The organism is uncultured Holdemanella sp. (genome assembly GCF_934772795.1).
Classification (GTDB): domain Bacteria; phylum Bacillota_I; class Bacilli_A; order Erysipelotrichales; family Erysipelotrichaceae; genus Holdemanella.
On the sequence record NZ_CAKVMR010000010.1, the window covers coordinates 20,104 to 44,861 of the forward strand.

The following is a 24,758-nucleotide window of genomic DNA, read 5'->3' on the forward strand; positions in this document are numbered from 1 at the left end:
TTTTCAAATTGGTAACATATCACTGGTTGAATCTAAATATGTTTTCAAGTCTTTATAACGCTTGGTTTGTTCGACAAGCATACTTAGTTCTTCATAAAAGAATTGTTTATATTTCCCCATAGTATTATCGATTATAATAGGTACTTTAGTCACTATAAAATAGGATAGTTCATCATTGTCAGTTTGATATTTATATTTCAAAATGAAGTAGTTCAAAAGATTTTCGTATTGGCTATCACCTTTGTAGATCCCTTTGGATTGTATAAAGGATTTAAGTTGATTGGTTTTATTTGTCTTTTGATAAGAAATGCATAAATCGATACCTACAATATTCGCATAAGGTGAATCCATAGCTATATATTGTTCAAGATAATTTATGGCTATATCGTACATATCAATTCTAAAGGCTTGTAGACCGATATTCTTTAGAAGTTGAGATATTTTAATTTTAGGTATGTTTGAATGGTGTGCTTCTACTGTATGATTTATTTGAGAAACTAGTTTTTCAAATTTTTCTTTTTCTGTATTTGAAAAGGCAAATCCTTTTAGAGAATAAATATCGAGAAGACGAATATAATTGTTTTTACTAGTATATTCTTCTTCTAAATCTTGACAATAATCAAGCATTTCAGACAATTTGGATTGATTATATAAAATCATCATATGGTTTCCACGATTAATCATGCTGTTTGAATTTTTAAAATCAAAATAGGAAAAATCATAAATACCACTAATTGTTCGTTTCTTAAAAACTAAATCCATCATGACTTCATAGAGGTCAGAATTGATAATGTTTTTTAGCAAGATAATATATTCAGTACTTTGAAGAGTCGGAAGTTCAAATGAGGAATAATAGGTGTAGATCCATTTGAAACACTCATAGTATTCATGAAAGAAAATGTATTCTTTGAATGGATTTAATTGTTTTATATAGGATTCAGAGATGGATATAAGCTTTTCTAAATTATAATAATCGCAGGCATTTAATAAATCAGAAAAAATGGAAGTTGGCAGGAATTCTTCAATACAATAATCCGTATTGAATTTTAGATTCATCTTTTTTAGTAATTCTTCATAAATAGAATCGTTTTTAATAATAACACCCTGTTCTATTTTACTAAGTGTTTGTCGAGTGCATATTGGCTCATTATACTCATTTAACAAAAAAGAGTTTTGTGATAGATGTTTAAATTGTTGAGTTCGATATACATGGATTAGGTATCCAATTTTCTTCTTATCGGAATCGTTGATTTTTAAATAATGCATAGTATTCCTCGCTTCATAATTCACTTAATTTTAACACTTTTCATATTTGTGTAGAAGAATCAATTGTTGTGGCAAATTGTTAAAAAAGAAAGATAATAGAATGCGATAGGTATATACTATTAAATTAAATAGGGGATGGATGAGAATGTATCGATATATATTGAGAAATAAAAAATATTTTATAGGTACACTGTGTACTAGTTTATTTTCGGGTGTTGTACCTTTGTTTTTGGCGTATGTAATCCAATTAATATCGGATGTTGCATTTAATAATCATTTTGAAAAAGCAGGTACATGTCTTTTTGCGAGTGTTTTATTTCTTGTATATACATTGATGACGACTTCTGTTAATTCAATAATGAAGTCAACTTATAGGAAAAAATTAAAAACAGATTTGGGTGTGGATCTCTATTCTAGCTTGATGAATCAATCGTATTCTACGTTTAAAAAAGAGAAGACAGGAAATCAGTTATCTCTATTTACTAATGATATAAAAATGGTAGATGAATATTACTTTTATCCAATATTAAGTATGATTGTCGATATTATTGTGTCTGTTATTATTTTAATATACATTCTTCGCATCCATGTATTTGTAGGATTCATGATGGTTGTGATTGCAGCAGCAACACTTTTGGTGCCGAAGATGATGGAAAAAAGATTGAAAAAGTATTCGAACCAATTGTCTTCTTATTCAGGTATATATAATTCAAAATTAAAGGAGATATTTCAAAATTTCGATATCATATTGGATTTGGGCGTTCTAAAACAGTTCGTGGATAAAGGAAAAGAATGGATTGAAAACATGGAATGCAAACAAAGAAATGTGAATATGGCAATATCTTTGACGGGAAACTGGGCTAATTGTATTGCAGCCACTTTTCAATTGATCTTCATGTTGGTGATTGGATTGATGATATTATATGGACATTTAAATATGATATATATGATGCCAATTGTAAATGTTTCTAATAATTTTATTTCGAATTTAAATGATATTTCAAGCAATCTTGCTGGATTTAAGTCGGTGTCGGACGTGAATTCGAAATTATTGAATATTATCGATTCTCATGGACAGGCAAATAAGTTCGAATCGAACTATGATGGAAATATCTGTTTGGAACATGTATCTTTTGGTTATACTGAAAGTAAGATGATCATTGATGATTTATCTTTCAAATTTGAAAAGGGAAAAAAATATGCGATTGTTGGTTCGAGTGGTTCCGGAAAATCTACAATTTTAAAATTGATTTTAGGATATTATCCAGCTCAAAAAGGAAATATAAGTGTTTTGGATTCTAAGAATGTTTCTATGATTCATCAGGAAAGTCATATATTTGATGACACGATCCGAAATAACTTGAATATGGAGCTTGTACAAACAGATGAAATGCTTTTAAAATGTTTGGAATTTGTAGATTTACCAGAATTTAAATTAGATCAGAATATTGGTGAGGATGGAAGTAATCTTTCTGGTGGGCAAGTTCAACGAATAGGGATTGCGCGTACAATCGCACATTTAAAAGAGGTACTTTTGTGTGATGAAATTACAGCAAGTCTAGATGCTCAGACGGCCATTGAAATTGAAAATCGAATATTGGATTTAAAAGATGAAACTGTATTATATGTAACACATAAATATTTTGACGAAACACTTAAGAAGTTTGATTGTATCCTTGTATTTAAACAAGGACGGATTGTTGAACAGGGATCGTTTGAAGAACTTATGAAAAATAAAGAGTACTTCTATGACTTAAAAAACAAGGGATGTATATAGAACCTGTTTTCACTTCAGTGATGAGATTCAATTCGTGATATAATTAGGAACAAATAATGAATTATTTCTTGAATTAGTAGGTGGGCAGTGCATGAATGATTACAGAGGATTATTGATTAAGAAAAAACGAAAAGAATTAGACATATCATTAGAAGCTTTATCACATGGGGTTTGTTCTCCTTCATATCTTTCTAAAATTGAAAATAATATCTTGGCCGCAAATGATGATATATACAATTTGTTGTTTAAGAAATTAGGGATTTGTACGATGGATACGATTAAAGAAGAAAGAATTAAACAAATGTTGGATCTTTTCTTTAAATACTATATGTCATCGGATTTAAAAATATTTAAGATAATTAATGAGCTTTTGGAATATAAAGATAAGGTTGTGTCATCCTGTTTGTTTGTTCAATATCAATTGTTTTTACTATTTGCTTCTGAATTGAATTCTCAAATCAATATATCACTTGCTGAAGTGGAAGCGTATTATTCGTACATGGATGATTCGCAAAAAGAATATTTTAATTTGTTTAGATTATCTTCTGGAAATATAGAACTATCTGATAATGAAGAATGGATATTTATAAGAAGATTGAAGGCCAAAGCCAATCTATATTCGTATCAAAAGAATGTTTTTGCGGCATACGATCTTTATAAAACATGTTTAAACTATGCGGTTGAATTAGGAAATAAGATGTTGATTGCGGAAATTCTTTGCTCATTAGGATGGCTTTGTCTTGATATAGATTTAAATCAAGCTGAAAAATATTACACAAGTGCCGCTCAGTATGACTCACAATATAAAATGTTGGCTTTTTACAATCTGGGAGCAACTATGATACAGCATAAGGATTGTATGGAAAAGGGAAATCAATATTTAAAGAAAGGATTAAAATCGTGTACGGATGACTTTTTTGCAGTCAAATATAAAGAAGCTTTATTTGTATATGCGATTCTAAAAGAGAATGTTGGAGATGAAAAAAGATTAATCAAAGAATTAGATGATTCTAAGTATATTGATGTTTTCTCTATGATGCTAGATAATGATTATCCATTAAATGTTGACTATCAGAATCGATTAAAAGAATTAAAGAATGATTCTTCTTTGTTTAAATTCTTATTCATAAAAAATTGTGAATACCTGCATAAATATAAAGAGATTTGTGTCGCAAATAATTTTATTTAATATTAGTTTTGTGCAAGATCACCTAATAAATTGAACTTAATATAGACAAGAAACCCATTTATTTCTCAATGACAGTTTCTTGTCTTTTCGTTTGACTTGAAAAATAATAACCCTAAGGAAAAGGGGGTTGTTTATGTTTAAACTTATTCAGAATCATAAAGTATTATACTTTATTACACTCATTCTCATTGTTTCATATTCAGTAGTGGATTTATTGAAATCAATCTTGATGAGCTATATATTTGATGATCATCTTCTGGATTCGATTTCAAACCTTATAGCGATCGTATTGGTATTTTTAGGTATCTATTTAATTGTTTCCACTTTGCAACAATATGTAGTGGAGGTGTTGAAGAATAAAATACGTTATAGTTTAAATAAAAATTTGTATCAATCGTATGCTTCCAGGAATATAGAATCGTTTCAAAAAAAGGATAGCAGTGAGATATTGAATGAATTTAATAATGAAGTGAATGTGGTGATTGATAATTATGTTTCTTCAAAATTAAATGTGTTCTCATTAACTGTTTCATTGATATTGGGAAGTCTATATATCGCAAATCTAAGTGTAGAAATATTAATATTTCTGCTCCTTTGTGCTTTCATAACGATTTTTATAAATAGTATTTTTAAGAATCGTTTAAAGAAGAATCAAATGAATTATTTGGATTCAATGAAGCAATGGCTTTGTTCTATTAAAAATCTGTGTCGTTGTTTTAGTGATATAAAGATTTTAAATTTGGAAAAAGTATTTTGTGACGGTCTGGACATTGAGAATAAGAATTTAGAACAAAGTACTCTAAAAAATAATGGATTTATAAAAATACTTACTTCTATAAATTCTTTTATTTCTCAAGCCATGTATTTTTTGACATTGCTCTTTGGAATTGTGTTAATACATTATAATCGATTAACAGTTGGACAATTATTAGGAATTGCACAAGCTAGTAATATGGTGATCCTGCCAATCGTTAATTATGCAAATCTTCGAAACATGATTCAATCTTCTAAGCCAGTACTACAAAAACTGTTGGATAATTCAATATGCTATGAAGAAAATGAACCTATTGTTTTTGATGAACAAATTCATGACATTAAGATTAAGCATTTAAGTTTTTCTTATGGTGCTCGTCAAATATTGGATTTAAATTATTTGGTAATAGATCAGGGGAAAAAGTATTTAGTCATTGGTAAAAGTGGAGATGGTAAGAGTACGTTTTTAGATATTTTAACAAAGCAGAAAAAAGCGGATGGCATTTATGTGAATGATACGGATTTGAAGGATATTCAATTTAGCACCTATGTCGATAAGTTTTCTTATGTGAATCAAAACAATGACTTATTACCATTTTCTTTTGAACAAAATATTACTTTAGGAAAGGAAATGAGTAAATATTCCTTGGATGAATTAGTCACTATATTTAATTTAGAATCGATATTTGATAAGGAAAGAGACAATCTTGATTTTGAACATTTGAATTTAAGTGGTGGAGAGAAGCAACGTATTTGTTTGGCAAGAGCAATGTACAGAAATAAAAAATGGCTTTTCTTGGATGAGGCTTTTTCTGCAATCGATAAAGCAAATTCAGATCGAATACATCAATTCATTTTATCCAATCCAGATCTTACAGTACTATCTATTGAACATAAAGTAACAAAAGAAACCGTTTCTTTATATGATAAAGTCTTATTATTTGAAAACAAAAAGATTGTAACTATGGATGTGGAAGAGTACTTAAATAGTAGCTTTTAAAAGAGAATACATGTGAAGTGATTTAAACCATATTTAAAATTGTTCGTAGGTATCTAGCTGTTACCTGAATATTCCATGTTAACGGAGCCACCCAATCCACGATATAGTTGTTACAAATTCATGTTACTAATAAAAAACATAAAATTAGCAAGAATGTAAAGGCGATTGCGTGGAAGGGGTAATGAATTCTAGAAAACTTGAAGTTTTGAATGTTAATGTATCTAGGTGCAAAATGACATTAAATATGGCTTTTAAGATAATTAAATGCATATAATTAGAAAAACGGGGCAAAATATCATAAATAAAAGCGGTAAAACGGGGCAAAAACCATAAAAATTAAATTAGTAATACAACAAAAGTAAGTTTTTTATGAATACTTTTGAATGTGGATATTATCTAAAATTGATGGAATACAAGAAATGTACTATTCAAAGAATAAGATTGTAAAAATTAAATGATGAGTGAGAATCAATAAATGATATGGGATGTAACCTTTGAAATTAAAACGTAGATTTGATACGATAGAAATCGTAAAGGGTGTTACATATGCAAATTTCAAGCAGTTTCAAAATGGCAATTCACATGTTTGCTTGTATAGATACATTAAAAGATATGAAGATGACCAGCAATTTTATGGCTAATAGTATTCGGTACGAATCATGTTAATATAGGAAAACTTTTGGGACTGCTTAATATAGCAGGACTTGTAGAAATTGCAAGAGGAACAAGTGGGAAACTATTACTCGGTCTCTAAAAGAAATCGCATTTTTCATAGAAATGTAGTCTGTTTGCTGGATGAAGAATTGTTAAAGATTACTCTAGAACAAGTAAAAGATGATATTTCCTTATGGATTGCACAAGATAGTAAAGTTTCAGATATATTGAGTCTGAAACTTTTTTGTGATAAATAATTTTGAAAGGAGAACAATATGAAATTAAGTAAGGAACAAAGAGATTTGTTGTTTTTTCTGACACAAGATGAATGGATCACAGGACAGCAGATCTCCTCATATTTCCAATGGGATAAAAAGAAAATCCATAAATTGATTGATGAACTTGCTTATAGATTAGAAAGTTATTGTGATATTATTTCGAAAACGAAAATGGGGTATAGCCTTGTTTGGAAATCAGAAGAGCATAAAAATCAATTTTTTTTAGAGTATAAACTAACAGACAATCAATATAATTTAAATGAGCGTACAGTCATATTAATATTAGAACTTCTTTTTTGCAATCATTACATAACAATGCAAGAACTTGCAGATCGGTTTTATTTTTCTAAAACAACTATTTATGATGAAACAACTCGAATAAAACGCTGGCTAGATAGAATGAATCATCTTAAGTTAGATGTTAATCCTAAACATGGTCTATGCATTTTAGGTAAAGAAGCTGAAAAACGTCGTGCGTGTGCGGTTTTATGTCAAACAGAATTCTTGAGAAAAACACACCTAAGTGAGGACAATATTGAATTTTACGAAAACATAAAATCACGTGTTAGAAATATCATGACTCCTTATTTTACTGAAAAAAAGATTTCTCTCTCAGGAGAGCGCTATCATGTTTTGACGCGGTATATTGCTATGTCTTTATTAAGACATAAACTGGGTTACATACTAGAAGAAGGTTATAGTTTTGAAATTGAGAAATTTGAAATTATAGAAATGGTTGAAAAAGAAATTGAGCATACATTTAATATTTGGGAACTCAGGGAAATTTATACATTTTTTCCTTTGGAATGCAGAGATGTTGATTTTTTACAGGATATTGTTTTTTTACGAGATAATTTAGAAAACAACATAGCTTTCAAATTACAAGTGAAAAAGGAAGAATTGTTTCAGTGCTTTTCCAATATAAGTCGATTTGATACTTTGTTCTTACCTTCTTCACGTGTTAATCACCAAACAAATTATTATGATAAAGAAATAATAAAAAATTTTCTTTATGAAATACATCTCGTTTATCAGGCATTACAAAAAATATGTATATGGAATCCATCCAGATCAGACTTATTAACACTTTCGGCAGGAATTGGATATGCTATATCAAATATCAAACTACAAAGTGGAATTTCTATCTTGCTTGTCGGAAATCAGGATTTCTATTTATTAGATGGCATTGGAATGTGCATATTAAATTATTGCAAATTCATTCCATCTGTTTTTGAAGTGCTACCTGTTTATGCATTCTATCAGAAGTCACAAGAAGAAATTGAAAAATATGACATATTATTTACAACAGAAAGGAATATAACATTAAAATACAAAAATGCTGTTTATATTTCGCCTATTTTAGAAAGACACGACTTTCGAAAACTAAGTGATGCAATCGAGAAATATTATCATCAATATATTACGAATATTGTAAATCAGATTGTTGATGAATATAGGCAATATGAAAAATATAATAAAATTACTTCAATTGAAGAAATTATTGATAAAGAAACATTTGGAAAATGCACACGTATTTATTCAAATCGTGTTCTCTATTTGATTGGAAATCTAGGTACTACTTTTATTAGAGATATTTCTATAGAAAATGAACTTATTGAAGAAAAAAGAAAAATAAAACGAATTCTTTTTGTTTCCTATGATGAAGTAATGTTTAAGCCAGAAATAGTTTCAGAATTATTACGTAAACTTATTTAATGTTTGTTCGACAAAAACCCTCCAATATTGGAGGGTTTTATTGAATGGATTGTTTTCTATTTTTCTACGATAATAAAAATGCAAAGATTAATCTTTTATCGAAAGGAGGAAAAATGAAAAATTTAGATTTAAAAAAAACGTTCCCTCAAAATTTCTTATGGGGCGGTGCGACAGCAGCAAATCAACTAGAAGGGGGATGGAATAAAGGTGGAAAGGGTTTATCAGTTTCAGATGTTTATACATTTGACTCATCAAGACCAAAAAGCGAATGGTTAAATCAATGGGTAGAAATGACACACTCTCAGGTTCAAGAAGCACTGGATCCAAATTCAAAGAAATACTATCCAAAGCGTGTTGGAAATGATTTTTATAATCACTACAAAGAAGATATCGCAATGTTTGGAGAAATGGGGTTTAAATGTTATCGAATGTCTATTGCATGGACACGAATTTTTCCGCGTGGAGATGAAGAAAATCCAAATGAAGAAGGATTAAAATTTTACGATAATATTTTTGATGAATGTTTAAAATACGGTATTGAACCAATGGTATCGTTATCCCATTATGAAATGCCATTAACTTTGGCTTTAGAATATGGAGGTTGGTATAATCGTAAATGTGTAGACTTCTATGTAAAATTTGTAGAAACATGTTTTAAACGATATAAAGATAAAGTTAAATATTGGCTTACATTCAATGAAATTAACTGTATTAAACACCATTTATTTGTTTCTGCTGGGATTATAGAAGAAGGGTTAGAAAATATCGAACAAAAACGATGGCAATCAGCACACCATCAATTTGTTGCGAGTGCCATTGCGACAAAACGCTGCCATGAAATTATTCCTGATTCTAAAGTGGGGTGCATGGTTTCTTATCAATTACTTGTACCGTATTCATGTAACCCCGATGATATTCAGCTTACAGTAGACGAACAAAGAATGAGCTTGTTCTTTACAGATGTGCAAGCACGTGGATATTATCCAGCCTATACGGCAAGATTTTTCGAAAAAAAAGGTGTAAAACTTCGAATCGAAGATGGTGATGAGGAAGTGATGAAGGAGAATCCAGTGGATTTCATTTCATTTAGTTACTACATGTCTTCGGCAGTAAGTGTTAATGCGAATCAATTAAAAGGTGCGGTTGGAAATATGCTGGGAAAAACAGTTGAAAATCCATATTTAGAGGCAAGTGACTGGGGTTGGCAAATTGATCCAAAAGGATTAAGAATTGCTTTGAATCAATTATATGATAGATACCAAAAACCATTGTTTATTGCTGAAAATGGATTAGGTGCTTACGATAAAATTGAAGAAGATGGAACTATACAAGACGATTATCGTATTGAATATTTAAGGAAACACATCGAACAAATGAAAGAAGCAATTAAAGATGGCGTTGAACTATTCGGTTACACAAGTTGGGGATGTATTGATATGATTTCTGCATCAACATCTCAAATATCAAAACGTTATGGTTACATTTATGTAGATCAAGATGATGATGGAAATGGAACTAGAAAGAGAATTAAGAAAAAATCATTTGACTGGTATAAGAATGTAATCAGAACGAATGGTGAAGAATTATAAAAAGAAATATGTTATAGAAAAGGAGAAATTGTATGAAAACAGATTTTAATCAACTCGCTGACAGTGTAATTGAACTTGTTGGCGGAGAAAGCAATATTATTGGATTAACACATTGCATTACTCGCTTAAGATTTACATTAAAGGATGAAAATGTAGCGAAAACAGAAGAAATTGAAAAAGTAAATGGAGTTATGAAGGTTATTCAAGCAGCAGGTCAATATCAAGTTGTTATTGGAAATGATGTTGTAAATGCATATAATGCTATTTTAAAAAAATATGATATCAAAACAGAAGAAGTATCCGATGTCAGCGAAGAAAAAACAAAAGGCTTAAAAGGAGTTTGGGATTCTTTCCTAGCTTATGTTACAGGAACAATGGTTCAAACATTACCAGCCTTAATTATCGCTGGGTTGACTTCTGTTATCCTAACAATGGCAACTACCTTGTTTAACGTGGATACTGCAAATCCTACATATCAATTAATAAATGTTGTTAAAGATGCTGGATTCTACTTCATGCCTGTATTCGTTGGATTTGCAGCTAGTAAAAAATTAAACTGTAATCCATTTATTGGGGCGATGATGGGAGCAATCTTAGTTCATCCAAATTATAATGCGCTAGTACAAGCAGGAACAACTGAATTATTTGGATTTTCATTTATGGCAATCACTTATTCTTCAACAGTTATTCCTATGTTACTTATTATCTATGTTGAATCGTTTATTGAAAAATTCTATAATAAAGTACTACCAGGTGCTGTAAAAGCAATGTTTGCTCCTTTATTTACAATTTTTACAATTTTACCAATCGCTTTATTTGCTTTAGGTCCTGTTGGTTACGTTATTGGTTCAGGAATTGTTAACTTCTTATTATGGGTATATAGCGTTTCTCCATTAATTGTAGTTCCATTGATTGGAGTATGCTGGCCACTACTTGTTATGGTTGGATCACATACTTTATTAGTACCTACAATGGTAGAATTAGTCACAACTGTTGGTTACGATGCAGTTGTTAAGCCAGGAGCATATGTGTCAAACTTTGCAATTTTAGGTGTTGTTTGTGCAATTGCATTAAAATACAAAAAACAAAGAGAAAATGCCATTCCAGCAGCAACTAGTGCAATCTTTGGCGTTTCTGAACCAGCATTATATGGAATTATCTTACCTATGAAAAAGACATTGTTATCAATGATTGTTGGAAGTGCAGCTGGTGGAGTTGTTAGTGCATTATTACATGTAAAAAGTTATGCACCTGCTGCTAATAGTATCTTAAGTATCATGCAATTTGGAGATACGATGATTTGGCAAATTATTGCTATTGTTGTTGGTTTCTCTGTAGCATTCGCAATGACGTGGATGATGAAATTGGATATCGAATAGAATGAAAATTAACGATATAATCAACAAACTAAAAAATGATTATCATGGACACTATTGGAATGAACGTTTGATTGATGAAGAAACAACACGTGATAAAGTGTTGTATGGTTCTACTGAATTAGAATGTACTGGAATTGTTACAACGTGCTTTTGCTCTATATATGTTATAGAGCAAGCACATAACCTTAATTGTAATTTGATCATTGCTCATGAAGGTATGTTTTACAATCATGGCGACAAAACTTCTCATCTAGTAGACAATGCAGTATTTTTGAAAAAGAAAAAATTACTTGATAGTTATGGTATTACGGTATGGAGAAATCATGATTATATTCATGCAGGAATTCCGTTAGAAGATGGAAAATTTGTAGATGGTATTTTTTACGGATTTACAGAAAAACTTGGCTGGCATAGCTTTGTGAATACTCCTTATCAGATAACAATGAATTACTTTTTCAAAGAAGGAATTAGACTGTTGGATCTTGCTAAATATATTACAGAAAAATTAGAAATTCAGGGAGTTAGAATAATCGGAAATGAAAATAGTATCATTCATACAGTTCGTACATCAATGCACATTCTTGGAAATGATAACCAAGAGATACAGTATATAGAGGAAAATGACATTGATTGTTTACTTACCATGGAAATGGTTGATTATACAGTTCAGGAATACGTTAGAGATGGTTATCTTGCAGGATTCAATAAATCTATTATTTCTATTGGTCATTTTAATGTTGAAGAACCAGGTATGGAATTCTTTGCGAATTGTTTAAAACGATTGTTTAAGAATATAAATATTTATTTTGTGAAATCACAAGATCCATTTAAATTTGTTACAACGCATAATTATATGGAGGATTAGTTTATGGGATTGTTCCAAAAATTATTAAAAAAAGAAAAACAAATTCAACCCCTACAACAAGTATCTGATGAGGATATTGTTGCTATGGCTTCAGGAATGGTTGTTGATGTTACAACACTTCCTGATCCATTATTTGCTGAATCTTTGATGGGTGAAACAATTGCATTTTCCTATACAGAAGATAAGATTACATTGTGTGCACCTGCAAATGGAAAACTTAGTGTTCTTTTTCCTACAGGTCATGCTTTTGGACTTGTTATGAACAATGGGGTGGAACTACTAGTTCATTGTGGTATTAATACAGTTCAAGAAAATGGGAACGGGTTTACTATACTTCAAAAGAAACAAGGAGATAGTGTTAATGCGGGGGATCCTATTATTGAAGTTGATATAAAAATACTTTCAAAAAAATATAATATGTCAACAATGCTAATAATCACAAATAAAAATAATTGTGATGTTCATTTTTCAGCAAATGGTATGGTATCGTTAGGAGATAAAATCAATATATAATCGATTTATACAATTAATTTGTTACGCAATATTTTCATTTCAGAAACTTCAGATTCTTGTTATCTGAAGTTTTTTAAGGTAAAAAACAATGTAATCATAGAAGTTACATTAATTGACTTGGATATGGCTGATTCTGGTTAATGGCATAAAGAAATAAACGGAGGAAAAAATGATTAGTGCAAAAAAAGTCTTAGCACTCGAAGAATAAATTCGCCTAACCTTATTTAAATAGAAATTCTCATTGTCTATGCTTTTTTGATTATTGTTATCTTATCGTGTTAGACTGATGTGAACTTTATGTATAAAATATACAAATAACATAATTCTATCCGATGTCACAAACCATAGATGAAGTTGGATCGTTTATGATGCTTTTGCCATTTACTGCATTAACCATTATAATTGACCTATGAGAATTGCAGTATTAGAAGATAGTTTGATTCAACAAGAAAGAATACGAAATCTATTGGATCTAAATCATAGACTTTGTTTTTTTCTTACAGTTGAAGAATATATGAAATCCAATTTCTATTTTGATTTATTGTTATTAGATATTGAATTAGAAAATCAAAATGGTATTGAATTCATTAAAAAACATCCAGACAAACAACACTTTATTGTATATGTAAGTAGTCATAGTGAAGCTATGGCCGATACATTTGATACAAATGTTTTAGGATTTGTTACGAAAGATCGAATAGAAGAAGCCTTAGTTGAAAAGGTAAATCAGGTAGAAAATCGTATTCATCAATTGGAGAAAATTGCACTGAGTTTACCGTATGAAACAAGATATGTATATAGAGATGATATACTGTATTTTCAAATTGACAATGGCATATTTGTTTTATTGAAAGATGGAACAAAATTATCTTTAGTGAACGAAACCCTAAAAGAGATAGAAACAACATTATCAGATTCTTTTGTTCGTGTAAATAATAATGTACTTATCAACTTTTCTAAAGTGGATCATTTGGATGTAAAGAATCATAAGATCATTATGTTAGATGGTACGGTTATTTCTGTGAGTGTTCGAAGATGGAAAAAGGTAAAGGAACACTATATTCAGATGAGGACAAGCATATGAATATTCTAATGAACAGTATGTATTATGTTTGTGAACAATGTTTCTATTTAAAAATAACGAAGAATTCACTATATCCAAAATGCATTCTTTCATTCTTATTAAATGGTTTATGTGTGTTTTTAACCGCTGAAGTTTAAATATCCAACTAAAAAAGGACGTACAACTGTAAAGCATCCAGACAAGGACATACCACCAAAAACTTTAGAGAGGATTGAGGAGCAATCGGGACTAATTTTTGATTAGTCCTCTCCCGTACTTAAAGAAGGAGAAAATTTTTTATGAAAAAAGTCGAACGTTATTTTTATCCAGCTGTTTTTACTTATGTTGAAGGGCAAGAAATCGCAGTGGATTTTCCGGATCTTCATGTAGCTACTAGTGGAAAAGATGAAGAAGATGCATTATTATCTGCTAGAGAATTACTAGGTGTCGTATTGGCTGGTATGGAGGAAGATGGAGAAACAATTCCAGAAGCAACACCATTGCATGAAGTAGTATTAGAATCGAACGAACGAGCTGTATTGGTGGATGTGTATATGCCTTCAATTCGATTCGCAAATATAAATAGAGCTGTCCATAGAACGGTTACTTTACCTGCATGGCTTAATTCAGCAGCGTTAGAAAAAAACATTAATTTTTCACAGGTGCTGCAAGAAGCGTTGAAAAAACAATTAAATTTATGAAAAAATGGATATGTCAGTACCGCTATTAGTGACTCATCTAAAATGTATGGTCTTTTATTTTGATATAACTGTATAAAAATATGCAAAATAACATATTTATACGTGTAAAAATATGTAAAATAACATAAAAATATATATAAATATATGAAAACGAAGATAAAATGCTATAATAATAGTGGTGATCAATATGAAAAGAGAAATTTTTAATCAACTCGAAGTTTGGAAAAAGAGCGAGAATAAGAAACCTTTAATTATTAAAGGTGCAAGGCAAGTTGGAAAGACTTATATTGTAAGGCATTTCGCAAAATATTCTTATAGTGAAATGGTAGAAGTGAATTTTGAAAAAGATTTAGAATTTCAACATGTATTTGAAAAAACACATAATCCAAAAGAAATATTAGATTATTTTCGTCTAAGATTTTCAGAATATAAATTCACAAATGACACGCTTTTGTTTATGGATGAAATACAGGCATGTCCTGATGCATTAACTACATTAAAGTTTATGGCTGAAGACTTTCCTTGCGATATAATTTGTTCTGGAAGTTTACTTGGTGTTGCAATTCAAAGAACGACTTCATATCCTGTTCGTTATGTAGATACAATAGATATGTTCCCAATGAGCTTTATGGAATTTTTAGAAGCAAAAACCAGTCAATTATCCATACGACAAAAGCTTACAGAATGTATTAAAAATAAAATTCCAATGCCAGATATTATTCATGAACAATTGAATCAGCTTTTTTCAATATATATGATTATAGGGGGGATGCCTGAAGTTGTGCAAACATACATAAATACAGAATCTATTTTAGAAGCAAAACGAATTCAAGAAGCGATTTTGGATGATTACATAAGAGATATGAGCAAATATGCGAGTGGTGCAGAATCAATCAAAATTAAAGAATGTTTTATGTCGATACCTTCTCAATTAGCTAAAGAAAATAAGAAGTTTCAATATAAATTGGTTAAACAAGGGTATAATGCACGATATTATGAAGAAAGTTTACGTTGGTTAGAAGATAGTGGTTTAATTCTAAAGGTTAATAGGTTAAACCATATTGATTACCCATTATCAGGTTGTGTTGAATTACCAATTTTTAAAATATATATGGCAGACATAGGGCTGTTTGTATCTCAATTAGAAGATGGAGATATTAGAGAATTGTTGTTAGGTGAAATGGGGATATATAAAGGCGCATTGTATGAAAGTGTTGTTGCTCAAATATTTAGAAAAAAGAAAAAGAAATGCTATTATTTTGAACCAAGTCAAAATTCAGAGATTGATTTTATTATTGAATATAACGGTTATATTTCGCCAGTAGAAGTAAAGTCAAGTAGAAATACAGTATCTAAATCTTTTCAAAATTATATACAAAAATACAATCCTAAATATTCTTTTCGGTTTTCTCAGAAGAATTTTGGATATGATTCAGAAAAAAATATTTACTACATTCCATTCTATGCGATTGAGGTACTATTAAATAATGAACCATCTCCATTTGAATCATTTGTTGGAGTGAAAATAAGCAATGAATGATTTTGCTTGGCTAGATTTATAAGATGTAAAAAAAAGTTCTTAAAATCTGACATTACACCGTAGATGCAGTTGACTTGACTAGGATGCTTTTGCCATTTACTACATTAACCATTATAATTGACCTATGAGAATTGCAGTATTAGAAGATAGTTTGATTCAACAAGAAAGAATACGAAATCTATTGGATCTAAATCATAGACTTTGTTTTTTTCTTACAGTTGAAGAATATATGAAATCCAATTTCTATTTTGATTTATTGTTATTAGATATTGAATTAGAAAATCAAAATGGTATTGAATTCATTAAAAAACATCCAGACAAACAACACTTTATTGTATATGTAAGTAGTCATAGTGAAGCTATGGCCGATACATTTGATACAAATGTTTTAGGATTTGTTACGAAAGATCGAATAGAAGAAGCCTTAGTTGAAAAGGTAAATCAGGTAGAAAATCGTATTCATCAATTGGAGAAAATTGCACTGAGTTTACCGTATGAAACAAGGTATGTGTATAGGGATGATATTCTATATTTTCAAATTGACAATGGCATATTCGTTTTATTGAAAGATGGAACGAAATTATCTTTAGTGAACGAAACACTAAAAGAGATAGAAGCAACATTATCAGACTCTTTTGTTCGTGTAAATAATAATGTACTTATCAACTTTTCTAAAGTGGATTATTTAGATGTAAAGAATCATAAGATCATTATGTTAGATGGTACGATTATTTCTGTGAGTGTTCGAAGATGGAAAAAGGTAAAAGAACACTATATTCAGATGAGGACAAACATATGAATATTCTAATGAACAGTATGTATTATGTATGCAAACAATGTTTCTATTTAAAAATAACGAAGAATTCACCAGATCCAAAATGTATTCTTTCATTCTTATTAAATGGTTTATGTGTATTTTTAACCGCTGAATATATACATATAAACTGGCTATCTGTATTTCTACAATTGTTGATTCCCATTCTATGTTTGAATATTTCTACAAAAGAACATCATGTATTAGAATCTGTTATTTCAAATTTGATTGTTGTCTTATTTCAAACGATGAACATCCTTCTATTCCGTTCTTTGACTTTAGAATATTATGCATTTTCAACAATACTCACAATCGGTGGATGCGCAATCTTTTATCAAATCTTTAAATATGAAAGTTTAGAATTTAGTCAGAATATGCAATATGGTGTTTCTATAATTCTATTTTTATTTAGCTATCTTTATATGTTGTTGATGACAGACTTGTTTTCTAGAACAGAATTTACATATATGTATTTTATAAAGAACAGCCAAATCTATGTGTTTGTGTTTACCATATCAGTTCTTGTGTTATTAAGTGTAGCCATCATTGTTTTTTCTAGAATACGCTCAAAATTAGAGATTGAGATGTATCGAAATTTTATTGAACTATCCAGTCATTACACAGAACAAATGATTCATGAACAGACGGGAATCAAAGAATTGATTCATGATATGCGAAATTCTTTGGACGATATAAAGCTTCTGTCGCAAAAGAAAGAATATGCGGCAATTGAAGAACAAATCAATCAAGAGTTAGTAAAATATGGAAAGTTATATCCCCATTCTATATGTATAAATCCATATGTGGATGTGATCCTACAAAGTTTTATTCAAGAACACAAATTGAATTATGATATACAGATACATGTTCCTAAAAGAATGGATTCTATGGATCCACAAGACTTAACAACACTACTTAAATGTGTATTAGATAGTAGCTTAGTTAAAGAAAATGAAGATTTTATGTTTCATATGAATCTAAAGGAAAAAGAGCTAATTTTACATGTTCAATATTCTTTGGACATAAAGAATATGACACCTTCAAATCAATCTATACTGAATATCATTTTGAATAAGTATCATGGAACAAAAATCGTGGATTCAAAGGATATGAAAATCATCTTATTTATCGAATAATCGAAATCAATTGACGGTTATTCGATTTTTTTAATGTTTCTTTTTCTTGTGTGTATTAATAAATTCGTGGATATCCCAAAAATCAGAAAGGAATTATATTATGAAAATCAAAAAAATATTTACGTGTGTGCTTAGTTCAATTTTATGTGTTATACCATTTACTTCTTGTATTCATGCAGAACAATCTGGTGAAATACCGGTTGTAGAGGAGTATTCTCCAGATAAGGAATATTCTTGTGATGAGATTGTTCAATATAACGAAAAAGAAGAAAAATTTGAAGTTGTTAACAAAGACGACGTAATTCAAACAAGAGCATCTTATACGAACAAGGGGTCTGTAAATATTAATGGACAAGTAATTTATGCTTATATTAGTGTTGATGCAAGTACTGGAAAAATTGTTTCAACAAGTATTTCACAACCACCAAAAGGTTCAGGAACAACAGCAAGATATAATATCTCATTCAATGCAGCAAGAACAATCGCATATTTTACTATTACATTATATTCCACAGCATATGGAGGATCTATTTATCACGCATTGGGTACTAAATATGTAACTGTATATTCTGGAGGTCCAATGTAGAATTAATAAGTTAATAAATATGAGAGAGGGCTTTACAATGGTTAAAATCCAGAATCTAAAGAAAACATATAAAGATTGTGTGGCACTCGATACGGTTTCTATGCATATAAGAAAAGGGGAATTTGTTGCGATTATTGGAGCAAGTGGAAGTGGGAAAACAACCTTACTAAATATTATTGGTGGTTTAGATACGGATTATATGGGAAGTTGTGTAGTTCGAAATAAAGAGATGTCTTCTTTATCGGATGTAGAGTGTTGTACATTCAGAAGTCGATATATTAGTTATGTATATCAATTTTTTAATCTTATTTCCTTTTTGACAGTGAAAGAAAATATGAGTTTGACAAGTCAAATTAAAGGAAAAAAAGTGGATGAAAAAGAGTTGGATCAAGTATTGAAATTGTTAGGGTTAGAGCATAAAAAAGATAGCTTTGCGAATGAATTATCTGGAGGTCAACAACAGCGTGTTGCGATTGGTAGAGCCATTCTTGCACATACAGATATCATATTGGCAGATGAGCCAACGGGGAATTTGGATGGTGAGAATGCTGAAAATGTGATGGATATTTTAAAAGTGTTGAACGGAAAAGGAAAGACAATTGTATTGGTTACGCATGATTTAAGAATCGCAAATTATGCAGATCGAATTATTCGTTTAGAACAAGGAAAGATTGTATGAATATAGTCAAGAAATATAGAAGTCGCAATAAGAAAAGCTATGCTTTATTATTGAGTATTTTGTTTTTATGCACATTTCTTTTAACTTCTCTTTTTGTAGTAAAAGACTCTTATGATCAATATCGAATCAATGCAGCCAAAAGTTTTTATGGGGATTATGATGTGAAATATACAACGTTTGCGTATACACAAAATAAAGAATATACAGATACATATTTAGAAAGTTTAAGTTATGAAACACCATTACCCTATATGTATAAAGGAACTTTTGATTCTTTGGTTTCGACTACAAATTTTAGCGTGTATCCAATACGTTTGATAGAAGGAGAATATCCTAAATCCAATGAGGTGTTGATCCATAAAAAGTATCAGAATAAATATAAGGTGGGGGACATAATAAAGCTATATGCTGATCAAGATTCTAAAGAATATAAGATTAGTGGTATCTATGAAAATCTAAATAATCAGCTGATCAATTATAGTTTTTATACAAGTACGCATTCAAAAAAGGATGCAATGTATGTTTATGCGAATTTAAAAGATAAATCGGCAATCGCAACACTACCCGTACAGGATTATGAATTAAATTCGGATATGGTGGTTGCCAAATATCATTTGAATGTAGAATATGAAAACATTTTTAAGTTTCTGATTCTGTTTATGAGTGGTTGTTGTTTCCTATTTGTGTATAGCGTTCTATCTGTACACCTAAAGAAAAAGAAGGCTTTTTATGATCAACTCTATATATTGGGGATGAATAAAAAGAACATTCGTTTGTCTATGATTAAGGAATATACCTTGCTCTTTGTAGGAATTGAGTGTATGGGAATTGGATTTACATTTGTATTGTGGGGCTTATTTTTAAAATGGATTCAAATGAATCTTCCATTTAGCTTAAATCTATCAAGATACCATCTCTGCATATTATTGTTGATTTTATTTGTACAATACGTATCTGCATTTGGATTGAGCTTAGTAAGACATAAACATTATTGCTTTAGAAAATTGCATATTTCCAATCTATCCATTATTGAAACAATGAGAAATGGGAATGGTTTATTTATTGCGATGATTGTTGCGATGAGTTCCATGTTTATGTGTGTGTCCATGCAGTCATTAACATCTTGGATTCAAACAAATCAACAAGAAGTGCAGTATGAGCATGATGTGAGTGCTACATTTAATATATTTGATCATACATTGATTCCTGAATTTATAGAGGAATCAAAAGAAATTCTTCAGTCGTATGAGCATGAATTTAACTATAATATTCAATGTGATGCGAATATAAATAATGAACAAATAGAAACCAAGATCACAGATGAATATAATGATTTTGTCTTAAGTAATTCATATGAAGATAATGTAAGATTGCATTTGTATAAACAAGGTGGAGAATTGATTGATGTACTTGATATACAGGTAGAAGAACATATACATAGTGGTGATAATAAAGTTTTGTATATTCCTGAATCAAAATTAATGGAATGGTTAAATGCATATCCAGATACATTTATTACGGGTGATTTGTGGGTAAATACAAAACAATCGGCATTATTAAAAAATAAACTTGATCATATCCAATTGTCTAGAAGAGATGATTTTTATGTGTTGGATAATAAAACAGACGCAAAGAATCTTGTTGAAATGATGAATATGTGTCAAAAAATTGTACAGTTTTATCAATTCATATTGATGATCACTTCGATCGTGATCGTATATATGCAGTTGTATCAATATTTCTATTCACATAAAAATGAGTATGATTTGTTGCATAGCATTGGCATGTCGTATAAAAGAATTCGTAGGATGTATATAGTAAAATTATTGGCCTTCATAACAATAATGGATGTTATTCTAGTATTGATTCTTAAGACAATTCAAATTGAAGTATTAGGTTTATATTTAATTGGCAGTCTAATACTCTGTACTTTATTTACCAAATTAATTTTCTATCGTATATACAAATAGTATATTTAAAAAAATTCAGTAAATGTCAAAAAGCCCTTGCTTAAGGGGCTTTTTGAGCTTGAGATAATTGTGCTTTTGTGTCTAGTCTTCTAGCTTTTCAAAATCATTTAAATTCAATTCTTTTTTAAGCTCTTCTTCTGTTGGTAAATAAGTAAAATATTTTGATGCGAATATTTGTGTGTTGTCTTCAGGTAATGTGTATTTAACAACAGAGTCGCTTTTATCTGCGCAAAGAACGATTCCAATAGGTTTTATATCTCCTTCATTCATTAACTCTCGCGTATAGTAATTCACGTACATTTGCATTTGGCCAAGATCTTGATGGGTTAATTTACCCATTTTTAAGTCGATAAGTACAAAGCACTTTAAGATGTAATTGTAAAATACAAGATCAATAAAGAAATCTTGTCCGTCCAAAGTGAATCTTTTTTGGCGCGCAACAAATGAGAAACCTCTGCCAAGTTCTAGTAGGAATTTCTGAAGATGATCAATTAATGCTTGTTCTAAATCTTCTTCATACACATGTGTATCAGGTTGAATTTGTAAAAACTCCATTACATAAGGATCTTTAATGAATTTTTCATATTCCGGTTTAGGTTCTGTTGTTTGAATTTCATTTCTGACAGACACTTTATCCTTACTTGCTAAAATTCTCTGGTAATACATGGTGTTAATTTGTCTTTCTAGTTGTCTAACACTCCAAGCTGATTTTACACATTCATTTGTATAGAATTGTCTTGCCTTTTCATCGTTAATGCGCATTAATAGTTGATAATGAGACCAACTCAATTCGCTCGACAGTGTCGAGCGTTTTTGATACACAGTGAAGAATTGGCGCATTTTGCGTAAATTCTGAATGCTGAATCCTTGACCAAATTCGTTGGTAAGAGCTTTAGAAATATCTTTTAATACTTGTTTTCCATATTCTGCACGGTCATTTTCACCACAGACCTCATAGATTTTCTTTCCTATGTTCCAGTACGCTTCAACCATTGCTGAATTAACAGATTTATATATTTCTTGTTTAGCACTAATGATGAAACATCGAATTTCTTTATATGTATCTTCGGTATTTATTGTTGATAGTTGGTTTTTATCGTTAGTAATTAAAGACATGATTACTCCTTTCGTGTGAGTGAAAAAAATAAGATTCTGCTTTTTATCATCAACCGAGAATCCCAGGTTGGTAGTTTGTGATTGTTTTACATTTGCCTACTTAAATTGTTTCTTTTAATAAATTATAACATTTTAGGTACATAAAAAAATGATATAAGCTAAAAATAGTTATGAACGGAATAACTGTTTTAATGGATATACTCGCCTAGAATAAATGATAAATGTATTTTAATTGTGTATATGTATATAAGTAATGGACTCAAAATGAATACATAATATACATAAAATCGAGTTCAAATAATTCAGTTAATATCAAAAAAGATAGAGAGGTTTACATTAAAAGGTTTAAGGGTTGATTTATTATTTTAATTAATGAGTTTTTTCTCCCAATTTATTCTTTTTCTCCCAAAACCAGTGTATAATTGGGGGAAAGAATATTCTCTTTGGGAGGAGAAGGAAATGCGGAATTTTGATTATAGTCATCTTAAAGATCGTACTTGGGATAATGAAATATTGTCTTATATTGCTAAAATTCATGAATTTAAAGGAAAACAAGAATTATATTTTCGACAAAAACCTGTAGAATTAGAGCGCTTGGCTGAAATAGCTAAAGTACAAAGTACAGAAAGTTCAAACCGTATTGAAGGGATTGTAACCACTAGATCCCGTCTTCAACAATTGGTTGAGGATAAGACAACGCCTAGAAATCGTGATGAAAAAGAAATCTTAGGATATCGGAATGTTTTAAGTTTAACTCATGAAAACTATCAATATATTCCGTTAAAGTCAAATTATATACTACAGTTGCATCGAGATTTGCTTCAATATACAGAATTATCCTATGGTGGAAAATACAAAACGTCTCCAAATGAAATAGATGCTGTTTTACCAAATGGTGAAAAAAGAATATTATTCAAACCATTAGAACCTTATGAAACACCGGATGCCATTGAACAAATTTGTAGTAGCTATCAACAAGCTTTAGATTGTGAAATTGTAGATTCACTGATATTAATTCCCTGTGTAATATTAGACTTTCTTTGTGTTCATCCTTTTAATGATGGAAATGGCAGAATGAGTCGATTACTAACGTTGCTCCTTTTATATCGTAATGATTATGTAGTTGGTAAATATATCAGTATAGAAAAAGAAATAGCGGATACGAAAGAAGCCTATTATCAGGCTTTAGCGCAAGCAGATTTAGGTTGGCATGAAGGGACAAATGATCCAAAACCATTTATAAAATATATGCTTGGTATTATTTTAAAATGTTACCGTGAATTTGAAGAAAGATTAACAATCAGTGAGAAAAGCGGAAAAAGAAGCAACTCTTATGACATTGTTAAAACATATGTAAATAGTACAATGGGTACCTTTACGAAAAGAGATGCTATGGAAAATTGTCCAAGTTTAGGAAGTTCTTCTGTGGAATCCGCACTAAAAAAATTAGTTGAAGATGGTACTATTATTCGTAAAGGTCAAGGCCGTGCATCCCATTATATTCGAAAAGACGCAATTGAATAATTACAACATACTAAAGAAATATGACGAGTGATTTATGCTCGTCATTTTTGTATGCAGTTCAACATTTTCTTAGCTTCTTCTTCAGAATAAGATTCAGTACATTTTATACCAATTTCTAATTCTTTCATGAGTTTAATTAAAGCTTTGGCTTTCATGTTTTCAGCATTATTTTCAGTTACAGAAAATGGAAAGCCTCCAGTATTTAATGCTTGTTGAAAAAATACATTAACGGCATCCGTTAATGTTAAACCATTTTTCGCGAAAACTTCTTCTAATTCATTCTTTATTTCTGAATTTATACGAATTCTAAATACATCATCTTTTTGATCATTGATTACGTTACGCATAATTAACACTTCCTGGTATTTATAGTATAGGGATATTTTAATAAAATAACAATAAATGTAGTAATGGTGTGTCCACATCCAATCCCTAAATATAAAAAGAGCCAGAAACTAGCTCTTTTCATCGTCTTTTACATACTCCAATATATCACCAGGTTGACAATCTAATACTTCGCAAATAGCTTCTAAAGTCGAGAAACGTATCGCAGAAATCTTACCCGTTTTCATCTTTGATAAGTTGACATTGCTGACGCCAACTTTTTCAGACAACTCTTTTAAACTCATTTTTCGATCGGCCATGACACG

General features: G+C 30.0%; 23 protein-coding genes. 19 read left to right on the plus strand and 4 right to left on the minus strand.

What is annotated here, in order from left to right; all coding sequences use genetic code 11:
* Positions 1–3 precede the first annotated feature (3 nt).
* On the minus strand, positions 4–1,266 hold the full coding sequence (locus Q0F04_RS03395; protein WP_295750174.1) for a hypothetical protein: 1,263 nt from the start codon (positions 1,264–1,266) through the stop codon (positions 4–6).
* 145 nt (positions 1,267–1,411) lie between these two features.
* Here Q0F04_RS03395 and Q0F04_RS03400 point away from each other — a divergent pair, with 145 nt between their 5' ends.
* From Q0F04_RS03400 to Q0F04_RS03485, 18 genes are all read left to right on the plus strand, one after another.
* Positions 1,412–3,043: an ABC transporter ATP-binding protein gene (locus Q0F04_RS03400; RefSeq protein WP_295750176.1), complete on the plus strand. Its 1,632-nt coding sequence runs from the start codon at positions 1,412–1,414 to the stop codon at positions 3,041–3,043.
* Between the two features lie 91 nt (positions 3,044–3,134).
* The gene (locus tag Q0F04_RS03405) at positions 3,135–4,232 is read left to right on the plus strand and encodes a helix-turn-helix transcriptional regulator (protein WP_295750178.1); all 1,098 of its coding nucleotides are present in this window, start codon (positions 3,135–3,137) and stop codon (positions 4,230–4,232) included.
* 133 nt (positions 4,233–4,365) lie between these two features.
* Positions 4,366–5,985 carry an ABC transporter ATP-binding protein gene (locus tag Q0F04_RS03410; RefSeq protein WP_295750180.1) on the plus strand — a complete coding sequence of 540 codons (1,620 nt, stop codon included), beginning with the start codon at positions 4,366–4,368 and terminating at the stop codon, positions 5,983–5,985.
* A gap of 929 nt (positions 5,986–6,914) precedes the next feature.
* Positions 6,915–8,633, plus strand: a complete 1,719-nt coding sequence (locus Q0F04_RS03415; RefSeq protein ID WP_295750181.1) for a helix-turn-helix domain-containing protein — start codon at positions 6,915–6,917, stop codon at positions 8,631–8,633.
* Positions 8,634–8,746: 113 nt separating this feature from the next.
* Positions 8,747–10,222, plus strand: a complete 1,476-nt coding sequence (locus Q0F04_RS03420; RefSeq protein ID WP_295750183.1) for a 6-phospho-beta-glucosidase — start codon at positions 8,747–8,749, stop codon at positions 10,220–10,222.
* 32 nt (positions 10,223–10,254) lie between these two features.
* Positions 10,255–11,601 carry a PTS transporter subunit EIIC gene (locus Q0F04_RS03425; RefSeq protein ID WP_295750185.1) on the plus strand — a complete coding sequence of 449 codons (1,347 nt, stop codon included), beginning with the start codon at positions 10,255–10,257 and terminating at the stop codon, positions 11,599–11,601.
* Between the two features lies 1 nt (position 11,602).
* Positions 11,603–12,466, plus strand: a complete 864-nt coding sequence (locus tag Q0F04_RS03430; RefSeq protein ID WP_295750187.1) for a Nif3-like dinuclear metal center hexameric protein — start codon at positions 11,603–11,605, stop codon at positions 12,464–12,466.
* Positions 12,467–12,469: 3 nt separating this feature from the next.
* Positions 12,470–12,979, plus strand: a complete 510-nt coding sequence (locus tag Q0F04_RS03435; RefSeq protein WP_295750188.1) for a glucose PTS transporter subunit IIA — start codon at positions 12,470–12,472, stop codon at positions 12,977–12,979.
* A 409-nt stretch (positions 12,980–13,388) separates the two neighbouring features.
* Positions 13,389–14,063, plus strand: coding sequence for a LytTR family transcriptional regulator DNA-binding domain-containing protein (locus tag Q0F04_RS03440; RefSeq protein WP_295750189.1), 675 nt, complete (start codon positions 13,389–13,391; stop codon positions 14,061–14,063).
* Positions 14,060–14,200, plus strand: coding sequence for a hypothetical protein (locus Q0F04_RS03445; RefSeq protein WP_295750191.1), 141 nt, complete (start codon positions 14,060–14,062; stop codon positions 14,198–14,200). The genes Q0F04_RS03440 and Q0F04_RS03445 overlap by 4 nt, the downstream gene beginning before the upstream one ends.
* The gene (locus Q0F04_RS03450) at positions 14,190–14,306 is read left to right on the plus strand and encodes a type II toxin-antitoxin system HicA family toxin (protein WP_295750217.1); all 117 of its coding nucleotides are present in this window, start codon (positions 14,190–14,192) and stop codon (positions 14,304–14,306) included. The genes Q0F04_RS03445 and Q0F04_RS03450 overlap by 11 nt, the downstream gene beginning before the upstream one ends.
* Positions 14,307–14,341: 35 nt before the next feature.
* Positions 14,342–14,743, plus strand: coding sequence for a type II toxin-antitoxin system HicB family antitoxin (locus tag Q0F04_RS03455; protein ID WP_295750193.1), 402 nt, complete (start codon positions 14,342–14,344; stop codon positions 14,741–14,743).
* A 187-nt stretch (positions 14,744–14,930) separates the two neighbouring features.
* Complete coding sequence (locus Q0F04_RS03460; protein WP_295750194.1) at positions 14,931–16,283, plus strand: AAA family ATPase; 1,353 nt, start codon at positions 14,931–14,933, stop codon at positions 16,281–16,283.
* A gap of 124 nt (positions 16,284–16,407) precedes the next feature.
* Positions 16,408–17,082, plus strand: coding sequence for a LytTR family transcriptional regulator DNA-binding domain-containing protein (locus Q0F04_RS03465; RefSeq protein ID WP_295750196.1), 675 nt, complete (start codon positions 16,408–16,410; stop codon positions 17,080–17,082).
* Positions 17,079–18,233 carry a hypothetical protein gene (locus Q0F04_RS03470; protein WP_295750199.1) on the plus strand — a complete coding sequence of 385 codons (1,155 nt, stop codon included), beginning with the start codon at positions 17,079–17,081 and terminating at the stop codon, positions 18,231–18,233. Before Q0F04_RS03465 ends, Q0F04_RS03470 begins: the two co-directional genes overlap by 4 nt.
* Before the next feature lie 100 nt (positions 18,234–18,333).
* On the plus strand, positions 18,334–18,819 hold the full coding sequence (locus Q0F04_RS03475; protein WP_295750201.1) for a hypothetical protein: 486 nt from the start codon (positions 18,334–18,336) through the stop codon (positions 18,817–18,819).
* A gap of 37 nt (positions 18,820–18,856) precedes the next feature.
* Positions 18,857–19,498 (plus strand): ABC transporter ATP-binding protein, encoded by a 642-nt coding sequence (locus Q0F04_RS03480; protein ID WP_295750203.1) that lies wholly within the window; start codon positions 18,857–18,859, stop codon positions 19,496–19,498.
* Positions 19,495–21,468, plus strand: coding sequence for an ABC transporter permease (locus tag Q0F04_RS03485; RefSeq protein ID WP_295750206.1), 1,974 nt, complete (start codon positions 19,495–19,497; stop codon positions 21,466–21,468). The genes Q0F04_RS03480 and Q0F04_RS03485 overlap by 4 nt, the downstream gene beginning before the upstream one ends.
* 81 nt (positions 21,469–21,549) lie before the next feature.
* Here Q0F04_RS03485 and Q0F04_RS03490 read toward each other — a convergent pair whose 3' ends face one another.
* A complete protein-coding gene (locus tag Q0F04_RS03490; RefSeq protein WP_295750208.1) occupies positions 21,550–22,584 on the minus strand; it encodes a PDDEXK nuclease domain-containing protein in 1,035 nt (344 codons plus the stop codon).
* Positions 22,585–23,043: 459 nt separating this feature from the next.
* Between Q0F04_RS03490 and Q0F04_RS03495 the strand changes: the two genes are divergently transcribed.
* Positions 23,044–24,108, plus strand: coding sequence for a Fic family protein (locus tag Q0F04_RS03495; RefSeq protein WP_295750210.1), 1,065 nt, complete (start codon positions 23,044–23,046; stop codon positions 24,106–24,108).
* A 41-nt stretch (positions 24,109–24,149) separates the two neighbouring features.
* Here the strand turns inward: Q0F04_RS03495 and Q0F04_RS03500 are convergent, their stop codons facing one another.
* On the minus strand, positions 24,150–24,455 hold the full coding sequence (locus Q0F04_RS03500; RefSeq protein ID WP_295750212.1) for a type II toxin-antitoxin system RelB/DinJ family antitoxin: 306 nt from the start codon (positions 24,453–24,455) through the stop codon (positions 24,150–24,152).
* 108 nt (positions 24,456–24,563) lie between these two features.
* The coding region (locus Q0F04_RS03505; protein ID WP_295750215.1) for a helix-turn-helix transcriptional regulator at positions 24,564–24,758 on the minus strand (195 nt) is incomplete at its 5' end.